Raw genomic sequence first — 17,829 nt, forward strand, 5'->3', positions numbered from 1 at the left:
AAAAAAACGGGTTACTTAATTAGTAATCCGTTTTTATTTTAATAATTTTTTCTAAAATACTTTGCATGTCAATTCCACATTGAAATTGAAGTTCTTTAACAGTTCCGTGATGAATAAAGTTATCAGGAACCCCTAAAATATTAATAGTTCCTTTATAATTATCTTCAGCAGCATATTCTAAAATAGCAGTTCCAAAACCACCTACTATTGTTCCGTCTTCTATTGTGATTATTTTATCAAAAGAATTGAAAATTACATTTAATAGCTCCTTGTCTAAAGGTTTTACAAAGCGCATATCATAATGAGCAACATCGGTATTATTTTTAAGGTTGTTTATAGCATCTATTACATTATTAGCAATTGTTCCAATAGATAATATTGCAATTTGAGTACCTTTCTTTAAACACGTTCCTTTACCAATTTCTATTTTTTCAAAAGGAAGTTGCCAATCTTCTAATTTACCTTTTCCTCTAGGGTAACGAATAGCTATCGGTTTTTTTAAACCTAACTGAGCAGTGTACATACTATTACGTAATTCTATTTCGTTACGCGGAGCAAAAACAATTAAATTGGGTATGCAACGTAAGTATGCTAAATCGAATACTCCATGATGTGTAGCACCATCTTCACCAACCAAACCAGCTCTGTCTAAACAAAAGATAACGGGTAAATTTTGTAAGGCAACATCGTGTATTATTTGATCGAAAGAACGCTGTAAAAATGTAGAGTAAATATTACAAAAAGGAATAATCCCTTGTGTAGCCATACCAGCAGCTAATGTAACAGCGTGTTGCTCGGCAATACCTACATCAAAAGTACGCTCAGGAAATTCATCTAACATTAACTTTAAAGAACTACCGGTTAGCATTGCAGGTGTAATACCTACTATTTTATTGTTTTTTTGAGCTAGTTCAACAATGGTTTTGCCAAAGACATCTTGAAATTTGGTAAATTTACTTACTGCTTTTGGTAATACATCTCCAGATATTTTATCAAATTTACCTGGGGCATGGTATTTTACTTGATCTTGTTCCGCTTGCCTTAATCCTTTACCTTTAGTCGTAATTATATGTAAAAATTTAGGGCCTTTAACTTGTTTTAAACGTTCTAACTCTGATAAAAGTTCTTCGAAATTGTGCCCATCTATTGGACCAGAATAATCAAAGTTTAAACCTTCAAAAATATTATGCTGTTCAATATCTGATCGTATTGATTTAATTCTTGTTAAGTAATCTTTTAATGCTCCAACTGAAGGATCAATACCTATTGCATTATCATTTAAAATTACTAATAAGTTTGCGTTGGTATCACCAGCATGATTTAAAGCTTCAAAAGCCATTCCGCTTGCAATAGAAGCATCACCAATAATTGCAATATGATGTTTATTACTCCCTTGTAATTTCGAAGCAATAGCCATTCCTAAGGCAGCAGAAATTGAAGTTGACGAATGTCCAACACCAAAAGTATCGTATTCACTTTCGCTTCGTTTAGGGAAACCCGAAATACCATCTAATTGGCGATTGGTATGAAAAAGATCTTTTCTTCCTGTTAAGATTTTATGTCCATAAGCCTGGTGGCCTACATCCCAAACTAATTGATCATTTGGAGTATCAAATAGATAATGCAAAGCAATAGTAAGTTCTATAACCCCTAAACTAGCACCTAAATGACCTTCTTTTGTAGCTATTATATCAATAATAAACTCGCGTAACTCTTTAGCAACTAATGGTAAATTATTAGTAGATAATTTTCTGAGATCAGAAGGTAGGTTAATATTATTTAACAGCTTTTTTGGCATAGCGCAAATGTACTAAAACTTTGTTGTAGCTTTGCTGTATGAGTAAATTGTATTTGGTGCCTACACCTATTGGAAATTTAGAAGATATTACCTTAAGAGCACTTAGAATCTTAAAAGAAGTTGATTTTATTTTAGCAGAAGATACGCGTACAAGCGGAAAATTATTAAAACATTTTGAAATTAGTACACAAATGTACAGTCATCATATGCATAATGAGCATAAATCTGTAGATGGTGTTTTAAATAGGTTGAAAAATGGGGAAACTTGTGCATTAATTTCTGATGCTGGAACACCTGCAATTTCCGACCCTGGTTTTTTATTAACAAGAGCTTGTGTGCAACATAATATTGAGGTTGATTGTTTGCCTGGAGCAACTGCCTTTGTACCTGCCTTAGTAAATTCTGGTTTACCAAATGATAAGTTTGTTTTCGAAGGATTTTTACCTGTGAAAAAGGGAAGGCAAACGCGTTTAACTTTTTTAGCAGAAGAAACGCGCACCATGATTTTTTATGAAAGCCCCCATAAATTATTAAAAACCTTAACTCATTTTGGTGAGTATTTTGGAGAAGACAGACAAATATCAGTTTCTAGAGAATTGACAAAATTGTTTGAAGAAACCAAACGAGGAACAGTAACAGAAGTGTTATCATATTATACAGAGAAACCCGCTAAAGGCGAAATTGTTATTATTGTTGATGGTAAAAAATAGTGAAATAAGTTTTAGAGTAAATTAATTCATTAATAAAGAATATTTCTTTTTTTCTTGTTGATGCTTTTTGTAGAATCGCCTAGAATAATAAGTAAATACACCCATATAAAGTAAAATACTTACGTTAAAAAAATCATTAATAGAAAAGTCAATTATAATTATAGGCACTATAGAAAAATTTAAAATTTGTGTTTTTATAATGAAATTATAGACCGTTTTTTCTTTCGATTTCCATATTTTAAGAGTGTAAAATATGGAAATGAGTAGAAATATTATTGTTAAGAAAAAAGTAAAATATCCCATTATATCATTAATTATTATTTTCTTAAAAAGAATGGATAGGAATATTATTAAAAAAGAAATAATAAAATAAGGAATAAAAATTTTCTTGGCTCGATTAATTACAACCTTAGGGGCAGGATATACGAACCCAAAAATCCAACTACTTGTTTCATCCAGTTGTTTATTCCATTCACTGGTTACTTGATCAAAAGCAGTTTTAAAATCAGCATTTCCTATTACTAATTGTTGTTCTATTTGAGAGATAATATGATCAAATATCTCAATTCTAAAATCGATAAATTTTACACCTTTTACATCTAAATATTTATCCACTCTTTGTATTTGTTCTTTCGTTAATTCCATCTTATTCTAAACTAAATTTAGGATTCACTAATTGCTGCATTGTTTTTAAAAACTCTTGCATTTCGGCTAACCTGTTAGCGGTTTCTTTCGTGCCGATTTCGGTTAACTTGTAATATTTACGCAAACGATTACCAACTTTAGCAACCTCTACATCTAACAAACCTTCAGCTTCCAATTTATGTAAGGCAGGATACAAAGCCCCTTCGGTAATTTTTAATTCCCCTTTGGTTAATTCTTTTACTTTTAGAGTAATTTCATAACCATACATTTTATCATTTTGTGCTAATAGCTTTAAAATGATAGTTTGTAAAGAACCTTTATATAATTTTTGATTTCCCATAAGAACAAACTTTTGCTTTATACCTAAAAAACTTAGGTATACAAATATACATAATTTTCTTATGTATAATAATCTTATGTATTATTTTATGCTTACTGTAACAAATGGTTCCCTTATGATTTCTTATTTTTGTGGTTCTAAACCGAATAAATGTCTACATTTCATAAATTAAATATTGAAAAAATAATAAAAGAAACAACTGATGCTGTATCTATATTATTTACGGTTCCTGCAGAATTAAAAAAAGTATATACTTTTATAGCAGGACAATACATTACTATTAAAACAACTTTAAATAATAAAGAGGTTAGAAGAGCATATTCTATATGTGCTTCACCAAACAGTAATCAAATTAAAGTTGCCGTTAAAGCTGTTGAAAAAGGAGTGTTTTCAACATACGCAACAACTAAACTAGAAGAAAATACGGTTTTAGAAGTTTCTGAACCAGAGGGGAAGTTTATACTTGAACCGTTAGAAGATAAAAATTATATAGCATTTGCTGCAGGTAGTGGAATTACACCTGTTTTATCAATGATAAAAGCTGTGCTAGAAAACGAGCCATCATCAACTTTTACGTTAGTTTTTGGTAATAAAAAAGCAGAGAGCACTATTTTTTATACTGAATTAAACACTTTAGCAGAGAAATACCCTACCCAATTTAATTTACATTATATTTTTAGTAAAGAGGTTAGGAGCGATAGTAAACTAGGAAGAATAGATGAAAATCACGTTAATTATTTTATGAAAAAAATTCATAAAGATATTTCTTTTGATCAAGCATATTTATGTGGACCAGAACAAATGATTAACTTGGTGTCTGAAACTTTACAAGAAAACGGAATAGCTAAAGAGAATGTTCATTTTGAGTTGTTTACTGCAAGTTCTACAGAAAAAGAAATTCCAATAAATTATCCTGATGGAAAATCGGAAATTACTGTTTTATTAGATGATGAAGAAACGACTTTTTCAATGGAAAAAACAGATACACTTTTGTCTGCTTCTTTACGTAATAAATTAGATGCACCATATTCTTGTCAAGGAGGAGTTTGTAGTAGTTGTATTGCAAAAGTTACCGAAGGTAAAGCTGTAATGTCTAAGAATTCTATTTTATCAGATGAAGAAATAGAAGAAGGCTTTATTTTAACTTGTATGGCACATCCAACAACACCAAAAGTAGTACTCGATTTCGACGATGTTTAGTAGTTAAAAATATACCTTATTAAATAATGGATTTTTACGATTTAAAGAATGCTTTTTTTATAGGCTTTGTTATGTCTTTTATGATAGGGCCTGTGTTTTTTATGCTTATTAAAACAAGTATTTTAAAAGGGGCACGTGCAGCAATTGCTTTTGATGTTGGTGTAATTTTAGGAGATATTTCTTTTATGTTAATAGCTTATTACGGAAGTAGAAGTTTATTAGAGAAAATTAAAGATGATCCTCGGTTGTTTTTGGTAGGAGGGCTTATTCTTATTGTATATGGCTTGATAACCTTTTTAGATAAGAATAATAAGAAAGAGGGAGAGGCAGTTCCTGATGTTAAAATAATGGAGAGTAATAATTATTTGAAGCTATTATTTAAGGGGTTTGCGTTAAACTTTATTAATGTTGGTGTTTTAGCAACTTGGTTGGGAGTAATTTTAGTTGTTGGTCCAACATTAGATATGAACCCTACTTCTATATTTTGGTATTTTGCAACAATTCTTTTTGGGTATGCGCTTACTGATTTAGGTAAGATATTATTAGCGAAGCAACTAAAAAGTAAATTGACACCTTTAGTTATTTATAGGATAAAACGAGGAATGGGGGTTTTATTAATTGTTTTTGGAGCGTTAATAATGCTAAAAAGCTTTATACCTAAAGAAGATATTGATAACTTATTAGATAAGGTTAAAATTGAGCAAATTGATTAAAATCCAATAATAACTTTAGCAATCCAAAAATAAATTAGTATACCAAAAATATCATTACTTGTAGTTATAAAGGGACCTGTTGCAATTGCAGGATCTATACCTCGTTTGTTTAAAAATAATGGAATAAAAGTACCTATTAAACCTGCAACAATAATTACTACAAAAAGCGATATTGAAATAGCACTAGCTACATGTATATCTTGTTCAGCTATAAAAACATAGAAGAAAAGTAATATAGATAAAGCAAGTCCATTAATCATTGCTAAGGACACTTCTTTTAATAATCTATCAGTTATACTACCTTTTACATCATCATTAGCTAAACCTTGTACAATAATAGCAGATGACTGTACTCCTACATTACCAGCCATTGCAGCAATTAAAGGAGTAAACATAAAAAGAATTGCGTTCTCAGCAATAGCATCGTCAAAAAAACCCATAATTCTAGCGGCACCAACTCCACCAATTAACCCTAGGAATAACCAAGGTAATCGTGCGCGTGTTAATTCCCAAATAGTATCATCTGCTTCAACATCTTGTGTAATACCAGCAGCTAATTGGTAATCTTTATCAGCTTCTTCTTTAATTACGTCAACAATATCATCAATAGTAATTCTACCTACTAAAACACCTAATTCATTAACAACCGGAATTGCTTCTAAATCGTATTTACGCATAATATTAGCAACGTCTTCAGCCTCATCTGTTACGTTTACAAAATCTACTTTGGGTATATATACTTCGGCAATTGTTGCCTTTGTAGATGCCATTAATAGATCTTTTAAAGACAAACGACCTTTTAGCTTTCCGCTATCATCAATTACATATATAGAGTGTACTCGTGTAACTTCTTCTGCTTGAGTTCGCATTTCTTTTACACAACGTGGAATTGACCAATTTTCATTAACTTTTACCAGTTCCTTTGCCATTAGCCCACCAGCAGAATCGTCATCATAACGTAATAATTCTACAATTTCTTTGGCATGCTCTTCATCTACAATTTCTTGCATTACTGCTTTCTTCCTTTTCTCAGGAAGCCCAGAAATTACATCGGCAGCATCATCGGTATCAAGTTCATCAATTTCTTCAGCAATTTCTTTTGCTGTTAATTGTTTTAATATTTTTTCAAGAACATCATCATCAACATCCATCAGCACTTCTGCTGTAGTTTCACTATCTAATAAGCGAATAATATATACAGCTTCTTCAAACGGCAATTCGTCTAAAATTTCAGCAATATCGGCATGGTGCATTTCGTTAAAGAACTCATTAAGAGCTTTGTCTTTTTTAGCACCGATGTACTTGGTTACTTTATCAAGAAGTTCTTGGGTGATTTCAAATGCCATCTTTTGTAATTTTACTCGATAATCGAGATTTAAATATTTTTAATGTTTAATTTAAAAATACTACACTTTACTTTAAATAGCCTTTAGGTAATGTCTTTGGCTATTTTTTTTGTCAATTCAATAAATTTCTGAACCGATAATTGTTCGGGGCGCATTGTAAATATAGGATCTTCTCTTAGAGAATCAGAAAGATTGAAGGATTTTAAACTAGAACGTAACATTTTTCTTCGTTGATTAAATGAAGTTTTTACGACTCTAAAGAATAATTTTTCATCAACAGGTAATGTATGATTTTCTTTTCTGATTAATCTAATAACTCCAGAATCGACTTTTGGGGGTGGATTAAAAACAGTAGGAGGTACCGTAAATAAATATTCTACATCGTAAAAAGCTTGGGTTAATACAGACATAATTCCGTACACTTTACTTCCTTCTTTTTCTGCAATCCTTTTAGCTACTTCTTTCTGAAACATTCCTGCAAATTCAGGAACAAACTCTCTGTTTTCAATTGCTTTAAACACAATTTGAGTAGAAATGTTATAGGGGAAATTACCAATAATAGCTACTTGTTTTTCTTTGAAAACATCCGTTAAATCTTTCTTTAAAAAATCACCCTCAATGATTTCAAAATTTTTAGAGGTAGTATCTAACTTAATATGTTCTAATGGAAAAGTATCTTTTAAATAGGCAACTGAATCATAATCGATCTCCATTACCGTAACTTTAGGCTTTTTCTCTAACAAATATTTAGTTAAAACTCCCATTCCAGGACCAATTTCTAATACATTATCATAACCATTTCCTGTTAATGAATCGGCTATTTTTTTAGCAATGTCTTCATCGTTTAAAAAATGTTGTCCTAAATGTTTTTTTGCTCTTACGGTCATGTTTTCTTCAGATAGAATTTATTAAGAGCAAGAGCTAAAAAAGTGTCTTGTGCTTAATAAATTAGGTTCTTTATTCTAGTTACTAGCTACAGTAGGAAAAAATTCATTTACAATTTGTAACTCGGTACGAAAAGCTAACATTTTATCGCCAAATTTTTTTAAACCATCAGTACGTAGCTTATCTGCATCGTATTTATAATAATCATCTAAATCTTCACGTGTCTTAGCTGTATATTGAATAGAGTAGGTTGCTCCTCCCATTTCTTCTTCAACTAAAACTTGTGTTAATTTTGCACTTAAAAAACGTCCAGTAGCTAAAACATCAGGAATGTGATTTTTTATCCAAGTTAACCACTCTTCATGCACGCTTTCATCAATATTTATTGTTATATTGTAAATATACATTGCTAATTTTCTTAATTATATTGTATCCCCTCTTAGTTTTCTATACTTCTTGCGAGCATCAACTAAGTAGATGCTAGAAGCGTGGTCAAAAATAATCTTTTGATAGTATTCTTTTGCATTTTCTGGGTTATTTAATTTTGTATTATATAATTCGGCTAATTGATAATATACATCATCAACATATATTCCTTTTTTATCTAAAGCTATTATTTTATTATAAGCAGAAATAGCATTATCATATTTTTCTTCTTTTACAAAAAGTTTTGCTTGTTTAAATAGCGCTTCGTCTTCAATAGGCTGTCCTTTGTATTTTGTAATGATAGTTGTTAAAAGAGCAAGCGCTTTTTTATTTTTATTTTGAAAAGCTAATAAATCTGCTTTAGCATATTCTTTTAACCCAGATGAAATGCTGTCTTTTGGTTCATTGTCTGAAATTGTTAAAAACAAGTTTGCAGCATCGTTAGCAATTAACTGTGTTGCAGAGCCTTTTAGTATTTTTAATTGTGCTTTAGCCCATTTAAAATCATTTTTAAAATAAGAAGTTTGCGCTACTTTAAAGCGAGCTTCTTGTCCTAAAAAGTGATTTTTAAATTTGGTTTGTACCTGTGAAAAATAAATTAGTGCTTTGTTAAAATTACCTGTATATACTAAAACTTCGCCAAGTTTAAGTTTTACCATTGCTTTTGTATATCTAGAATTAGCAAAAGTCATTGCTTTTTCTAAAATTAAGACAGCTTTTTCAGGAGTGTTTTTTGTAAAAGTTAAATAATTAGCATATTCGATTTGAGTACGAAAAGTATTTTTATTGATTCCGTATTTATTAAAAATCTGCTTAAATTGATTATCTATATTATCTTGTTTGGTTTTAATAGCTATTTTTAAATTACTGTTTATAGCATTAAATTTATCACTTGGGTAATTTGTTTTTTCGATGACTAAATCAAAACACTCTTTAGCTATTATATAGTTTTCATTTTCTAATGCAATTTTACCCAATTCATTAATTTCACCTAATTTATTAATGTCTCTAGCTAATAATGCCTTGCGTTGAACGAGTGCTTTTGAATATTGTTTTTGTTTAATAAATAACCATGAAAGTAAATTGTTCCAAATGTTTTTGGGATTACTAATTGATTTTCGTAGTAATGCTTTTTTAAATAAAATATTATTTTCATTCTCTGCATTATCATTAATATATTTACTGGTGTAGCGTTTTACGTTGTTAAGATAATTTACATTTTTGTCAACCAAATTAACATACGATTCAAACATTTTAGAAAAATCACCTTTTTCACCATGAATTTGTGCGAGTTGAAATCCGTAATTAGCTTTCGGGTTATTAACCATTATTTTTGTGTAGGCATCAATTGCAAAATCTAATTTATTGTAATTTTTAAAAAGACGTGCAATAACATTACCGTAACTATTTTTTTCTTCTATTGATTTTAGTGCAATGTTATAATATCTATTAGCTTCAACATTGTTTTCTTGACGTTCGAAATTAAAACCTCTTATAACGTTTAGATAAGTTAAGGTAGGTTTCTCTTTTATTTTTTTTGACAAAAGATTATCAGCAGTCAAAAACTGTTCGGTTTCTTGATAACAAGTTATTAGTTTTTTTAAATAAGTGTTGTTATACGGACTTTTATCGTGTAGTTTTTTATAAAGTTGTATTGCTTTTTCATATTGATTATTTTTAAAATAACTTTCAGCTATTAGAAATTTATTTTGCTGAGAGTAACAAAATGAACTAAAAATCAGTAAATTAAAAAGAAGAAATGTTTTTTTCATCAATCAAAAATACAGAACAAAATTGTTAAAGCTGTGTTAAAAGGACTTCTTTTTTTGAAAACCCTGTAACATTTTGGCATGAATTTTGTCTTAACTAATAACAAGACTAAACAATTTATACGATGAAGAACTTTAACAAACAATACCAGGTGGCAAAGATAAATGCAAATGAGTTTATGAAGAGAGGACAGATAACTCAATATTTTGAAGCATTATTAGAAATGAATAAATATAAAAGATTAATGGTTGCAGTAGTTGCCAACTAAAATATAAAATTAGTCCGTTTTTGAAGGGGGATTAAATAAAAACTCCAAGTTTTTTAATTAAAACTTGGGGTTTTATATTTTTATAAAGAGTAATTATTTTATCATATCGAACCCACAATAAGGAACTAATGCATCAGGAATTTTAATTCCATCTGCAGTTTGGTAGTTTTCTAAAATCCCAGCCAAAACTCTTGGTAAAGCTAAAGAACTTCCATTTAAAGTGTGTACTAATTGACTTTTACCTTCTTTGTTTTTAAAACGTAATTTTAAACGATTGGCTTGGTATGTTTCAAAATTTGAAGCAGAACTAATTTCTAACCAACGTTCTTGTGCTGTAGAATACAATTCGAAATCAAAAGTTAGCGCAGAGGTAAACCCAGTATCACCACCACATAAACGTAAAATACGATAAGGTAATTTTAAATCACGTAAAATATCTTTAATATGCTCTACCATTCCGCTTAAAGCATGGTAAGAATTATCAGGATGTTCGATACGAACAATTTCTACTTTATCAAATTGATGTAAACGATTTAATCCACGAACGTGTGCACCATAACTACCAGCTTCTCTCCTAAAACAAGGAGTGTAACCAGTATATTTAATGGGTAAATCATTTTCTTTTACTAAATCATTTCTATGAATATTAGTAATTGGGACTTCTCCTGTAGGAATTAAATATAAATCATCTACTGTTGAATGATACATTTGCCCTTCTTTATCTGGTAATTGACCAGTTGCAATTCCAGAAGCTTCATTTACTAAATGAGGAACCTGAACTTCTTTATAACCAGCAGCGGTGTTTTTATCTAAAAAATAATTGATCAAAGCACGTTGTAAACGAGCCCCCTTTCCTTTATAAACAGGAAAACCAGCCCCAGCAATTTTAGTGCCTAATTCAAAATCAATAATATCGTATTTCTTAGCTAATTCCCAATGAGGTAACGCATTTTCTCCTAAGTCAGGAATTGTTCCTTCACTAAAAATTTTCTCATTATCTTCTTCACTTTTCCCCGCTTTTACAGAAGCGTGAGGTACATTCGGAATTTGGTATAATAAATTCTGTAATTTAGTCGCTAATTCGTTTAATTTTTCTGTTAATTCTTTATCTTGAATTTTTAACTGACCTGTTTTTTCTTTCAGTAAGTTTGCTTTTTGAACTTCACCAGATTTAAAAAGACTACCAATTTCTTTGGATATTGTATTAGATTCAGCTTTAACAGTATCTAAAGAAGCTTGTGTAGCTCTTCGAGCTTCATCAGAAGCTAATATTTCATTAATAATTGTTTCAGCATTTGCAAAATTACGTTTTGCTAATCCATCTAAAACAGTTTGTTTGTTGTCTCTAATAAACTGAACCTGTAACATCTTTTTAATTTTTTAAGAATAGCAAAGATAGAAGAAGCAATAGACTTAAACAATGTATTGTTAGTACTAGTATTAAATTTGTTCAAGCCTGATAAAAAAATCTAACATAGTTATATTAAAATAGTCACATATTTTTTGAAGTGTAAATACGGTCACATTTGTTTTTCCCTGCTCAATTCTCGCTAAATGAATTCCTGTGTCAATATAAAAATCATTCAAAGTAATGTTGTATTCATCACGTAATATTTTTAGACAAAGAGCTATTTTTTTTAGAGTTATTTCATATTTAGATAGAATCATTTTTTTTCACGACAAATTCTAAAAAACATATTAAAACATAATGACAAATAGGTAATTATGAGTAAAATAAAAAAATTAACTTTGGCATCGATAAGTTGCAGATGAAAGTTGTTTTTAAAAAATTTATTTATGTCCGGGGGGAGTTAACTAAACTTTTAATTATGCTTTTAAGTAACTGTAATTTATCAATAAATAGATGAGTTACAACCAAAAGCCGTTTTAAGGTATTTACTAATATCTGGGGGGAGTTAACTAAATTTTTAATTAGGCTTTGGTGTAACTTTTCAAGAATTTAATAGAAGTTTCTTTATCCTTTTTTAGTTGTGTAATTAAATCATTTATAGAATCAAATTTTTGCTCATCTCTTAAAAAGTAAAGTAATTCTATAGTAATATTCTGATTATATAAATCGACGTTAAAGTCAAAAAAATGAACCTCTATTGTTTCATTAATTCCGTTAACAGTAGGTCGATTTCCTATATTCATCATTCCAAAAACGTTTGTATTATCGATGATAGATTTTACGATATAAGCACCAGTTTTTGGCGTTAATTTATAATCTTCTTTAATATTAATATTTGCTGTAGGAAACCCAATTTTACTACCAAGCTGTTTTCCTTTAACTACTTTGCCTGTTAGTGAGAAATTATAACCTAAATAATTATTAGCTGTTTTTAATTTACCGTCAGCAAGTTTTTTTCTTATTTTGGTAGAACTTACAGAAACATCGTCAATATCTTGTGCAGGAATTTCTTCTACAGTAAAATCATATAAATGAGAGTATTCAGTTAATTGCTCGATATTTCCTTCTCTATTTTTACCGAAATGATGATCATATCCAATAATTAATTTTGAGGTATTTAGTTGATTAACCAAAATATTTCGAACAAAATCTAAAGCAGTAAGTCTTGAGAATTCTTTACTAAAAGGGTGGATAATTAAATAATCTAGCCCTAAGTTGTTAAGATGTTTTGCACGCTCATCTATTGTATTTATTAGTTTTATAGATGTGTCTTTTTGCAACACCATTCTTGGGTGAGGAAAGAAAGTTAATAAAACAGATTTTTTATTAGAAGATCTAGCTTCATCAATTAATTCTTTAATAATTTTTTGATGTCCAATATGTACGCCATCAAAAGTACCAATAGTAACTATTGTTTTTTGAGTGGGTTTAAAATCGAAAATAGAATTAAAGATTTTCAAGATGAAAAAAAATTTTGACAAAAATACAATTTGTAATAGATGATAGATAATGTTTGTTAAATAAAGTTACAAAAAGATTAATTTAACAAAAAGAACCTGTCTATAGTGAGATTATGATAAAATATAAATTTTTACAAATAAAAAAAAATCGTATTTTGCGATACAGTTAACAACTTATTTATAGATTATGATGAAAAAACTATTACTTATTGCGCTTGTACTGTTTGGTACATTCACTATGGTTGCTCAGACGACCATATCGGGTACAGTCAACGACGCATCTCTAGGAGGCCCGCTTCCGGGAGCAAACATTAAGGTTTTAAGAAAGGCAGTAGGAACATCTACTAATTTTGACGGAAAATTTACAATGAAAGTGACAGATACACCGCCTTTCACAATAGAGGTTTCCTCTTTAGGGTATCAATCAAAAAACATTGAAATAACTAAAAATAATCAAGTTATTGAAGTCGCTTTAACAGAAAATGCAACGTCTTTAGATGAGGTTGTAATTTCAGCATCAAGAACCCCAGAACGAGTAATGGAATCACCTGTTACAATTGAACGTTTTGACTCTAGAGCTATAAAAAATACTGCTTCTGCATCTTATTATGATGGATTGGAGAATTTAAAAGGCGTAGATGTTAATTCAGGAGGATTAACTTTTAAAACAGTAAACACTCGTGGTTTTGCAACTTTTGGTAACGAACGATTTGTTCAGTTAGTAGACGGTATGGATAATGCATCACCAGCTTTAAACTTTGCGATTGGTAATTTATTAGGAATATCTGAAGCAGATGTAAAAAGTGTTGAAATTTTACCTGGTGCAGCATCAGCTTTATATGGAGCTAATGCATTTAATGGTATTATGTTAATGACAAGTAAAAATCCATTTGATAGCCAGGGTATTAGTGTTGGTTTAAAAGGAGGTGTTACTAGCCAAGAAGCAGCGGGAAATAATAATTATTATGACGCTAATATTAGAATGGCACATGTTTTTGATGATAAATTTGCTGTAAAAGCAACTTTTTCTTATTTAAAAGGTGAAGAATGGCATGCAACAGATTATAGAAATACGAAAGGTATTGGAGAAGGGTATATTCCAGGAACAAGACAGAGTGATCCAAATTATGATGGAGCTAATGTTTATGGAGATGAAGTTTCAGTAAATTTAGGTGGAGCGATTGGTAATGTTAGTAGAACTGGTTACACAGATCAAGAACTAATGACTAACGAAGCAAAAAGTGTTAAATTTAATGGGTCAATTCATTACCGTCCATTAGGAAACGATAGAGTTGAAATCATCTGGAATTCTAAGTATGGTACAGGTAATACGATTTATCAAGGTCAAAACCGTTATAATTTAGCAAACTTCTATATGGAGCAGCATAAATTAGAGGTTAAAGGTAAAAATTTCTTCGTAAGAGGATATTATGCTGGTGAAGACGCAGGTAATTCTTATGATACTCGTTTTGCTGCTATTGGGATTAATAGTAAATGGAAATCTAATACAGATTGGTTTGGGCAATATGCCGCAGCTTACTTAGGGGCATTTCCTAATGTGCCAGCATCAAATCATGCAGCAGCTAGAGCTGTAGCAGATACTGGTAGAGCTATACCTGGAACTGCAGCTTTTACTTCACTATTCAATGAAGTAACTAATGATCCAGATTTATTAACAGGATCAAAATTTAAAGATCAAACTAGTTATTACCATGCTGATGCTAATTTAAACTTACGTGATTATATTGATTGGGCTGAAGTACAAGTAGGTGGTTCTTACAGACAATATAAGTTAAACTCTTTTGGAACAATTTATACAGATGCTAGTGGACCAATTGAATATGGAGAGTATGGAATTTATTCACAGCTTCAAAAGAAAATGTTAGACGACCGTTTAAAATTTACAGGTTCTGTACGTTATGATAAGTCAGATAACTTTAAAGGTAATTTTACACCTAGATTATCTCTTGCATATGCAGCTGGAGAAACTAAAAATCATAACTTTAGAGCATCTTTTCAAACAGGGTTTAGAAATCCAACTACGCAAGATCAATATATTGGTTTAGCTACAGGAGCTGGATTTATTATGGGAACTGCTCCTGATAATATCAATCGTTTTTCTGCACCAGCTGTAACAACTACAGGGACTTTTACTTTAACAGGAACTGATGTGCTTAATAGAGGGTATTCTAAGAGTTCAATAGGTTTAGGAACACCAACATTGGTTAAAACTGCATTAGTTAAACCAGAGGAGGTTATGTCTGTTGAAATAGGTTATCGTGGAGCGTTGCCTTTAGGAGAAAATAAATTAACGGTTGATTTTAGTACATATTACAATATGTATTCTAACTTTATTTCTAATAAAGATGTTGTTGTTTTAGTTGATTCTAATACACCTGTAACTGTTGGTAATTTAACAAATAGAGATTTAGTAAGAACATTTAGTGTGAAAACAAATTCTTCTGTTGATGTTGATTCTTACGGTGTTGGTTTAGGGTTAAGTACAAAAATATTTAAAGGATATAACGTAGGGTTAAACTATACATGGTCTAAATTTGAATTTGACCAAGCTTCTGATCTTGATTTTGAAGCTGGGTTTAATACTCCAGAACACAAAGTGAAAATGCAGTTTGGTCATTCTAACTTATTTAAAAACTTTGGCTTTAATGTAAGTGCTCGTTGGCAAACAGAATTTTATTGGCAATCTACCTTCTTAGAAGGAAATGTTGATGAAAGAACTGTTTTAGATGCGCAAGTAAATTATAGTGTACCTTCTATAAAGTCAGTATTTAAATTAGGAGGGTCTAACTTAACAGGAAAAGAGTATTTAAGTGCACCAGGTGTAGGAGCAATTGGTTCTATGTATTATTTATCTTGGACAATTAACAACTAAAAAAACAAAAATGAAAAATACATTAAAATATACATTTTTATCTGCAGTGTTTTTAGGTTTCGTAGCCTGTGATGTAGATAATACTTTACCAGAAATACCAGGAGAAGCGGAAAATACTATTGCTTTAGAGGTAGGGAGTGCAGACTTTTCTAAATATGTTGCTGTAGGAGCTTCTTTTACAGCTGGTTTTACAGACGGAGCTTTATTTAAGGCTGCTCAAGAGAACTCTTTTCCAAATACGTTGGCTAAGAAATTTGCAATGGTAAATGGAGGTACTTTCACACAACCTTTAATGAATGATAATATTGGTGGTTTTACTATCGGAGGCGATGTGAAAGGAGAGCCTAGGTTTTACTTCAATGGTTCAGGACCTACAAGATTATCAGCTACGCCAACTACAGAAATAAGTAGTATTCAAACAGGTGTTTTTAGTAACATGGGGATTCCTGGTTTAAAAAGCTACCATTTAGGAGTGAAAGGTTATGGAGCATTAGCTGGACTTCCAAATGCTAATCCTTACTTTATTAGAATGGCTTCGTCACCAATGGCTAGTGTTTTAGAAGATGTAATGGCGCAAACGCCAACATTCTTTTCTTTATCAGAAATAGGAGGGAATGATGTTTTAACTTATTCTGCCGCTGGAGGTGTTGGAGCTGATCAAAAAGGAAATGTTGATCCAACTACCTATGGTCCTGCAGATATAACCGACCCTAATGTTTTTGCCGCAGCTTTTTCAGGAACAGTAGATGCTTTAACAGCAGGTGGAGCTAAAGGTGTTGTTGCTAATTTACCATATATAACATCACTTCCTTATTTTACAACAGTACCTCATGCGCCATTAGACCCGTCTGATCCAGATTTCGGAGCGCAAATACCTACTTTAAATAGTGTGTTTGGAGCAATTAACGGTGTGTTTACAGCTATTGGAGTACCAGAACGTGCAATTGTCTTTGTTACTGATGCAGCGAATCCAGTAATTATTAAAGATGAAGCTTTAGATGATAAAACTGCGCAAATAGTTGGAGCATTGTTGGCAAGTCCTACTTTCCCTCCTTTTGTTGCAAATTTTGGTTTACCTACTGACGCTACTACTTTACAAAAAGTAGCAGGATTATTAGGTTCATATTATGGACAAGCGAGACAAGCTACAGCAAAAGATTTATTGGTTTTACCGAGTAGCCGTATTATTGGTAAGGTAAATACAGCATCAGTACAGTCTTTAATGGCACAAGGATTGCCTCAGCAATTAGCAGGAATGTTTTCTGCTGAAGGAGTTTCTTTACCATTAGAAGATAAATGGGTGTTAACTGAAGATGAATCTAGCAAGGTTAAAATAGCAACAGATGCTTACAATGTTACTATTAAAAATGTTGCAGATGCTAAAGGTTTAGCTTTTGTAGATTTTAATGCTATTTTACAAGAAGCGTCAACAACTGGTCTTAATTATGATACTTATAATTTAACAACTAGTTTAGTTACTGGAGGTTTAGTTGGTTTAGATGGAATTCATTTAACAGGTAGAGGGTATGCTTTAATGGCTAACAAAATGCTAGAAGCTATTGATAAAACGTATGGATCTAATTTTGCAGAAGCTAAAGATGGTTTAGCAAAAGCAAATGATTATCCAACAAATTATTCACCTACTTTACAGTAAAAAACAACTATTTTCAATAAAAAAAGGCTTCATTTAATGAAGCCTTTTTTTATTCTTTACTATTGTCAATCCAGTCTTTTATTTTTTTATCATTGATAATATATTTTTTATACTTATTATCTTTATATCTATAATAAATAAAGATTGGCATTAATATAAATGCCATAAATAAAACACCTAGTCCCATTATTACTTGGGCATTAGGGTGTTCGATATTTAAAAAATATACTCCAATAATCATCCATACTATAAAGATGATAAATAATATTTTTAGCACTGTTTTCATTCTGTTATGTTTAATGATGTAAAA

17 protein-coding genes are annotated in these 17,829 nt (G+C 30.6%); 6 read left to right on the plus strand and 11 right to left on the minus strand.

Features of this window, described 5'->3' with window-relative positions; all coding sequences use genetic code 11:
- Positions 1–19: 19 nt before the first annotated feature.
- Entirely contained in the window at positions 20–1,798 is a 1,779-nt protein-coding gene (dxs, locus tag CXF68_RS04835; RefSeq protein ID WP_101043230.1) for a 1-deoxy-D-xylulose-5-phosphate synthase, read from the minus strand.
- 38 nt (positions 1,799–1,836) lie between these two features.
- Between dxs and rsmI the strand changes: the two genes are divergently transcribed.
- Positions 1,837–2,508: a 16S rRNA (cytidine(1402)-2'-O)-methyltransferase gene (rsmI, locus tag CXF68_RS04840; RefSeq protein ID WP_101043231.1), complete on the plus strand. Its 672-nt coding sequence runs from the start codon at positions 1,837–1,839 to the stop codon at positions 2,506–2,508.
- Between the two features lie 21 nt (positions 2,509–2,529).
- Here the strand turns inward: rsmI and CXF68_RS04845 are convergent, their stop codons facing one another.
- Together CXF68_RS04845 and CXF68_RS04850 are read right to left on the minus strand one after the other, a co-directional pair.
- Entirely contained in the window at positions 2,530–3,153 is a 624-nt protein-coding gene (locus tag CXF68_RS04845) for a hypothetical protein (protein WP_101043232.1), read from the minus strand.
- Between the two features lies 1 nt (position 3,154).
- Positions 3,155–3,493, minus strand: a complete 339-nt coding sequence (locus CXF68_RS04850; RefSeq protein ID WP_101043233.1) for a PadR family transcriptional regulator — start codon at positions 3,491–3,493, stop codon at positions 3,155–3,157.
- A 150-nt stretch (positions 3,494–3,643) separates the two neighbouring features.
- Here CXF68_RS04850 and CXF68_RS04855 point away from each other — a divergent pair, with 150 nt between their 5' ends.
- Together CXF68_RS04855 and CXF68_RS04860 are read left to right on the plus strand one after the other, a co-directional pair.
- Positions 3,644–4,693, plus strand: coding sequence for a ferredoxin--NADP reductase (locus CXF68_RS04855; RefSeq protein WP_101043234.1), 1,050 nt, complete (start codon positions 3,644–3,646; stop codon positions 4,691–4,693).
- A gap of 26 nt (positions 4,694–4,719) precedes the next feature.
- Positions 4,720–5,406, plus strand: a complete 687-nt coding sequence (locus tag CXF68_RS04860; RefSeq protein ID WP_101043235.1) for a LysE family translocator — start codon at positions 4,720–4,722, stop codon at positions 5,404–5,406.
- On the opposite strand, the gene mgtE is transcribed toward CXF68_RS04860, so the two are convergent.
- From mgtE to CXF68_RS04880, 4 genes are all read right to left on the minus strand, one after another.
- Positions 5,403–6,752, minus strand: a complete 1,350-nt coding sequence (gene mgtE, locus CXF68_RS04865; protein ID WP_101043236.1) for a magnesium transporter — start codon at positions 6,750–6,752, stop codon at positions 5,403–5,405. The two genes, CXF68_RS04860 and mgtE, sit on opposite strands and share 4 nt — an antisense overlap.
- Positions 6,753–6,835: 83 nt before the next feature.
- On the minus strand, positions 6,836–7,639 hold the full coding sequence (gene rsmA / locus CXF68_RS04870; RefSeq protein ID WP_101043237.1) for a 16S rRNA (adenine(1518)-N(6)/adenine(1519)-N(6))-dimethyltransferase RsmA: 804 nt from the start codon (positions 7,637–7,639) through the stop codon (positions 6,836–6,838).
- A 75-nt stretch (positions 7,640–7,714) separates the two neighbouring features.
- Complete coding sequence (locus tag CXF68_RS04875; protein WP_101043238.1) at positions 7,715–8,044, minus strand: DUF4286 family protein; 330 nt, start codon at positions 8,042–8,044, stop codon at positions 7,715–7,717.
- Between the two features lie 15 nt (positions 8,045–8,059).
- The gene (locus CXF68_RS04880) at positions 8,060–9,835 is read right to left on the minus strand and encodes a tetratricopeptide repeat protein (RefSeq protein WP_101043239.1); all 1,776 of its coding nucleotides are present in this window, start codon (positions 9,833–9,835) and stop codon (positions 8,060–8,062) included.
- A 122-nt stretch (positions 9,836–9,957) separates the two neighbouring features.
- On the opposite strand from CXF68_RS04880, the gene CXF68_RS20785 reads away from it, so the two are divergent.
- The gene (locus tag CXF68_RS20785; RefSeq protein ID WP_198553748.1) at positions 9,958–10,101 is read left to right on the plus strand and encodes a hypothetical protein; all 144 of its coding nucleotides are present in this window, start codon (positions 9,958–9,960) and stop codon (positions 10,099–10,101) included.
- Between the two features lie 93 nt (positions 10,102–10,194).
- Here the strand turns inward: CXF68_RS20785 and serS are convergent, their stop codons facing one another.
- The 3 genes from serS to CXF68_RS04895 all read right to left on the minus strand — a co-directional run bounded on the left by serS (position 10,195) and on the right by CXF68_RS04895 (position 12,972).
- Positions 10,195–11,469 (minus strand): serine--tRNA ligase, encoded by a 1,275-nt coding sequence (serS, locus tag CXF68_RS04885; protein ID WP_101043240.1) that lies wholly within the window; start codon positions 11,467–11,469, stop codon positions 10,195–10,197.
- A gap of 72 nt (positions 11,470–11,541) precedes the next feature.
- Positions 11,542–11,769 carry a helix-turn-helix domain-containing protein gene (locus CXF68_RS21175; RefSeq protein ID WP_101043241.1) on the minus strand — a complete coding sequence of 76 codons (228 nt, stop codon included), beginning with the start codon at positions 11,767–11,769 and terminating at the stop codon, positions 11,542–11,544.
- A 264-nt stretch (positions 11,770–12,033) separates the two neighbouring features.
- On the minus strand, positions 12,034–12,972 hold the full coding sequence (locus tag CXF68_RS04895; RefSeq protein WP_101043242.1) for a bifunctional riboflavin kinase/FAD synthetase: 939 nt from the start codon (positions 12,970–12,972) through the stop codon (positions 12,034–12,036).
- Between the two features lie 190 nt (positions 12,973–13,162).
- On the opposite strand from CXF68_RS04895, the gene CXF68_RS04900 reads away from it, so the two are divergent.
- Together CXF68_RS04900 and CXF68_RS04905 are read left to right on the plus strand one after the other, a co-directional pair.
- Positions 13,163–15,865, plus strand: a complete 2,703-nt coding sequence (locus CXF68_RS04900) for a TonB-dependent receptor (RefSeq protein WP_369800461.1) — start codon at positions 13,163–13,165, stop codon at positions 15,863–15,865.
- Between the two features lie 10 nt (positions 15,866–15,875).
- Positions 15,876–17,519, plus strand: a complete 1,644-nt coding sequence (locus CXF68_RS04905) for a G-D-S-L family lipolytic protein (RefSeq protein WP_101047342.1) — start codon at positions 15,876–15,878, stop codon at positions 17,517–17,519.
- 49 nt (positions 17,520–17,568) lie between these two features.
- On the opposite strand, the gene CXF68_RS04910 is transcribed toward CXF68_RS04905, so the two are convergent.
- A complete protein-coding gene (locus CXF68_RS04910; protein WP_101043244.1) occupies positions 17,569–17,805 on the minus strand; it encodes a hypothetical protein in 237 nt (78 codons plus the stop codon).
- Between the last annotated feature and the right edge of the window lie 24 nt (positions 17,806–17,829).

The sequence above is a fragment of the Tenacibaculum sp. Bg11-29 genome (assembly GCF_002836595.1).
Lineage (GTDB): Bacteria > Bacteroidota > Bacteroidia > Flavobacteriales > Flavobacteriaceae > Polaribacter.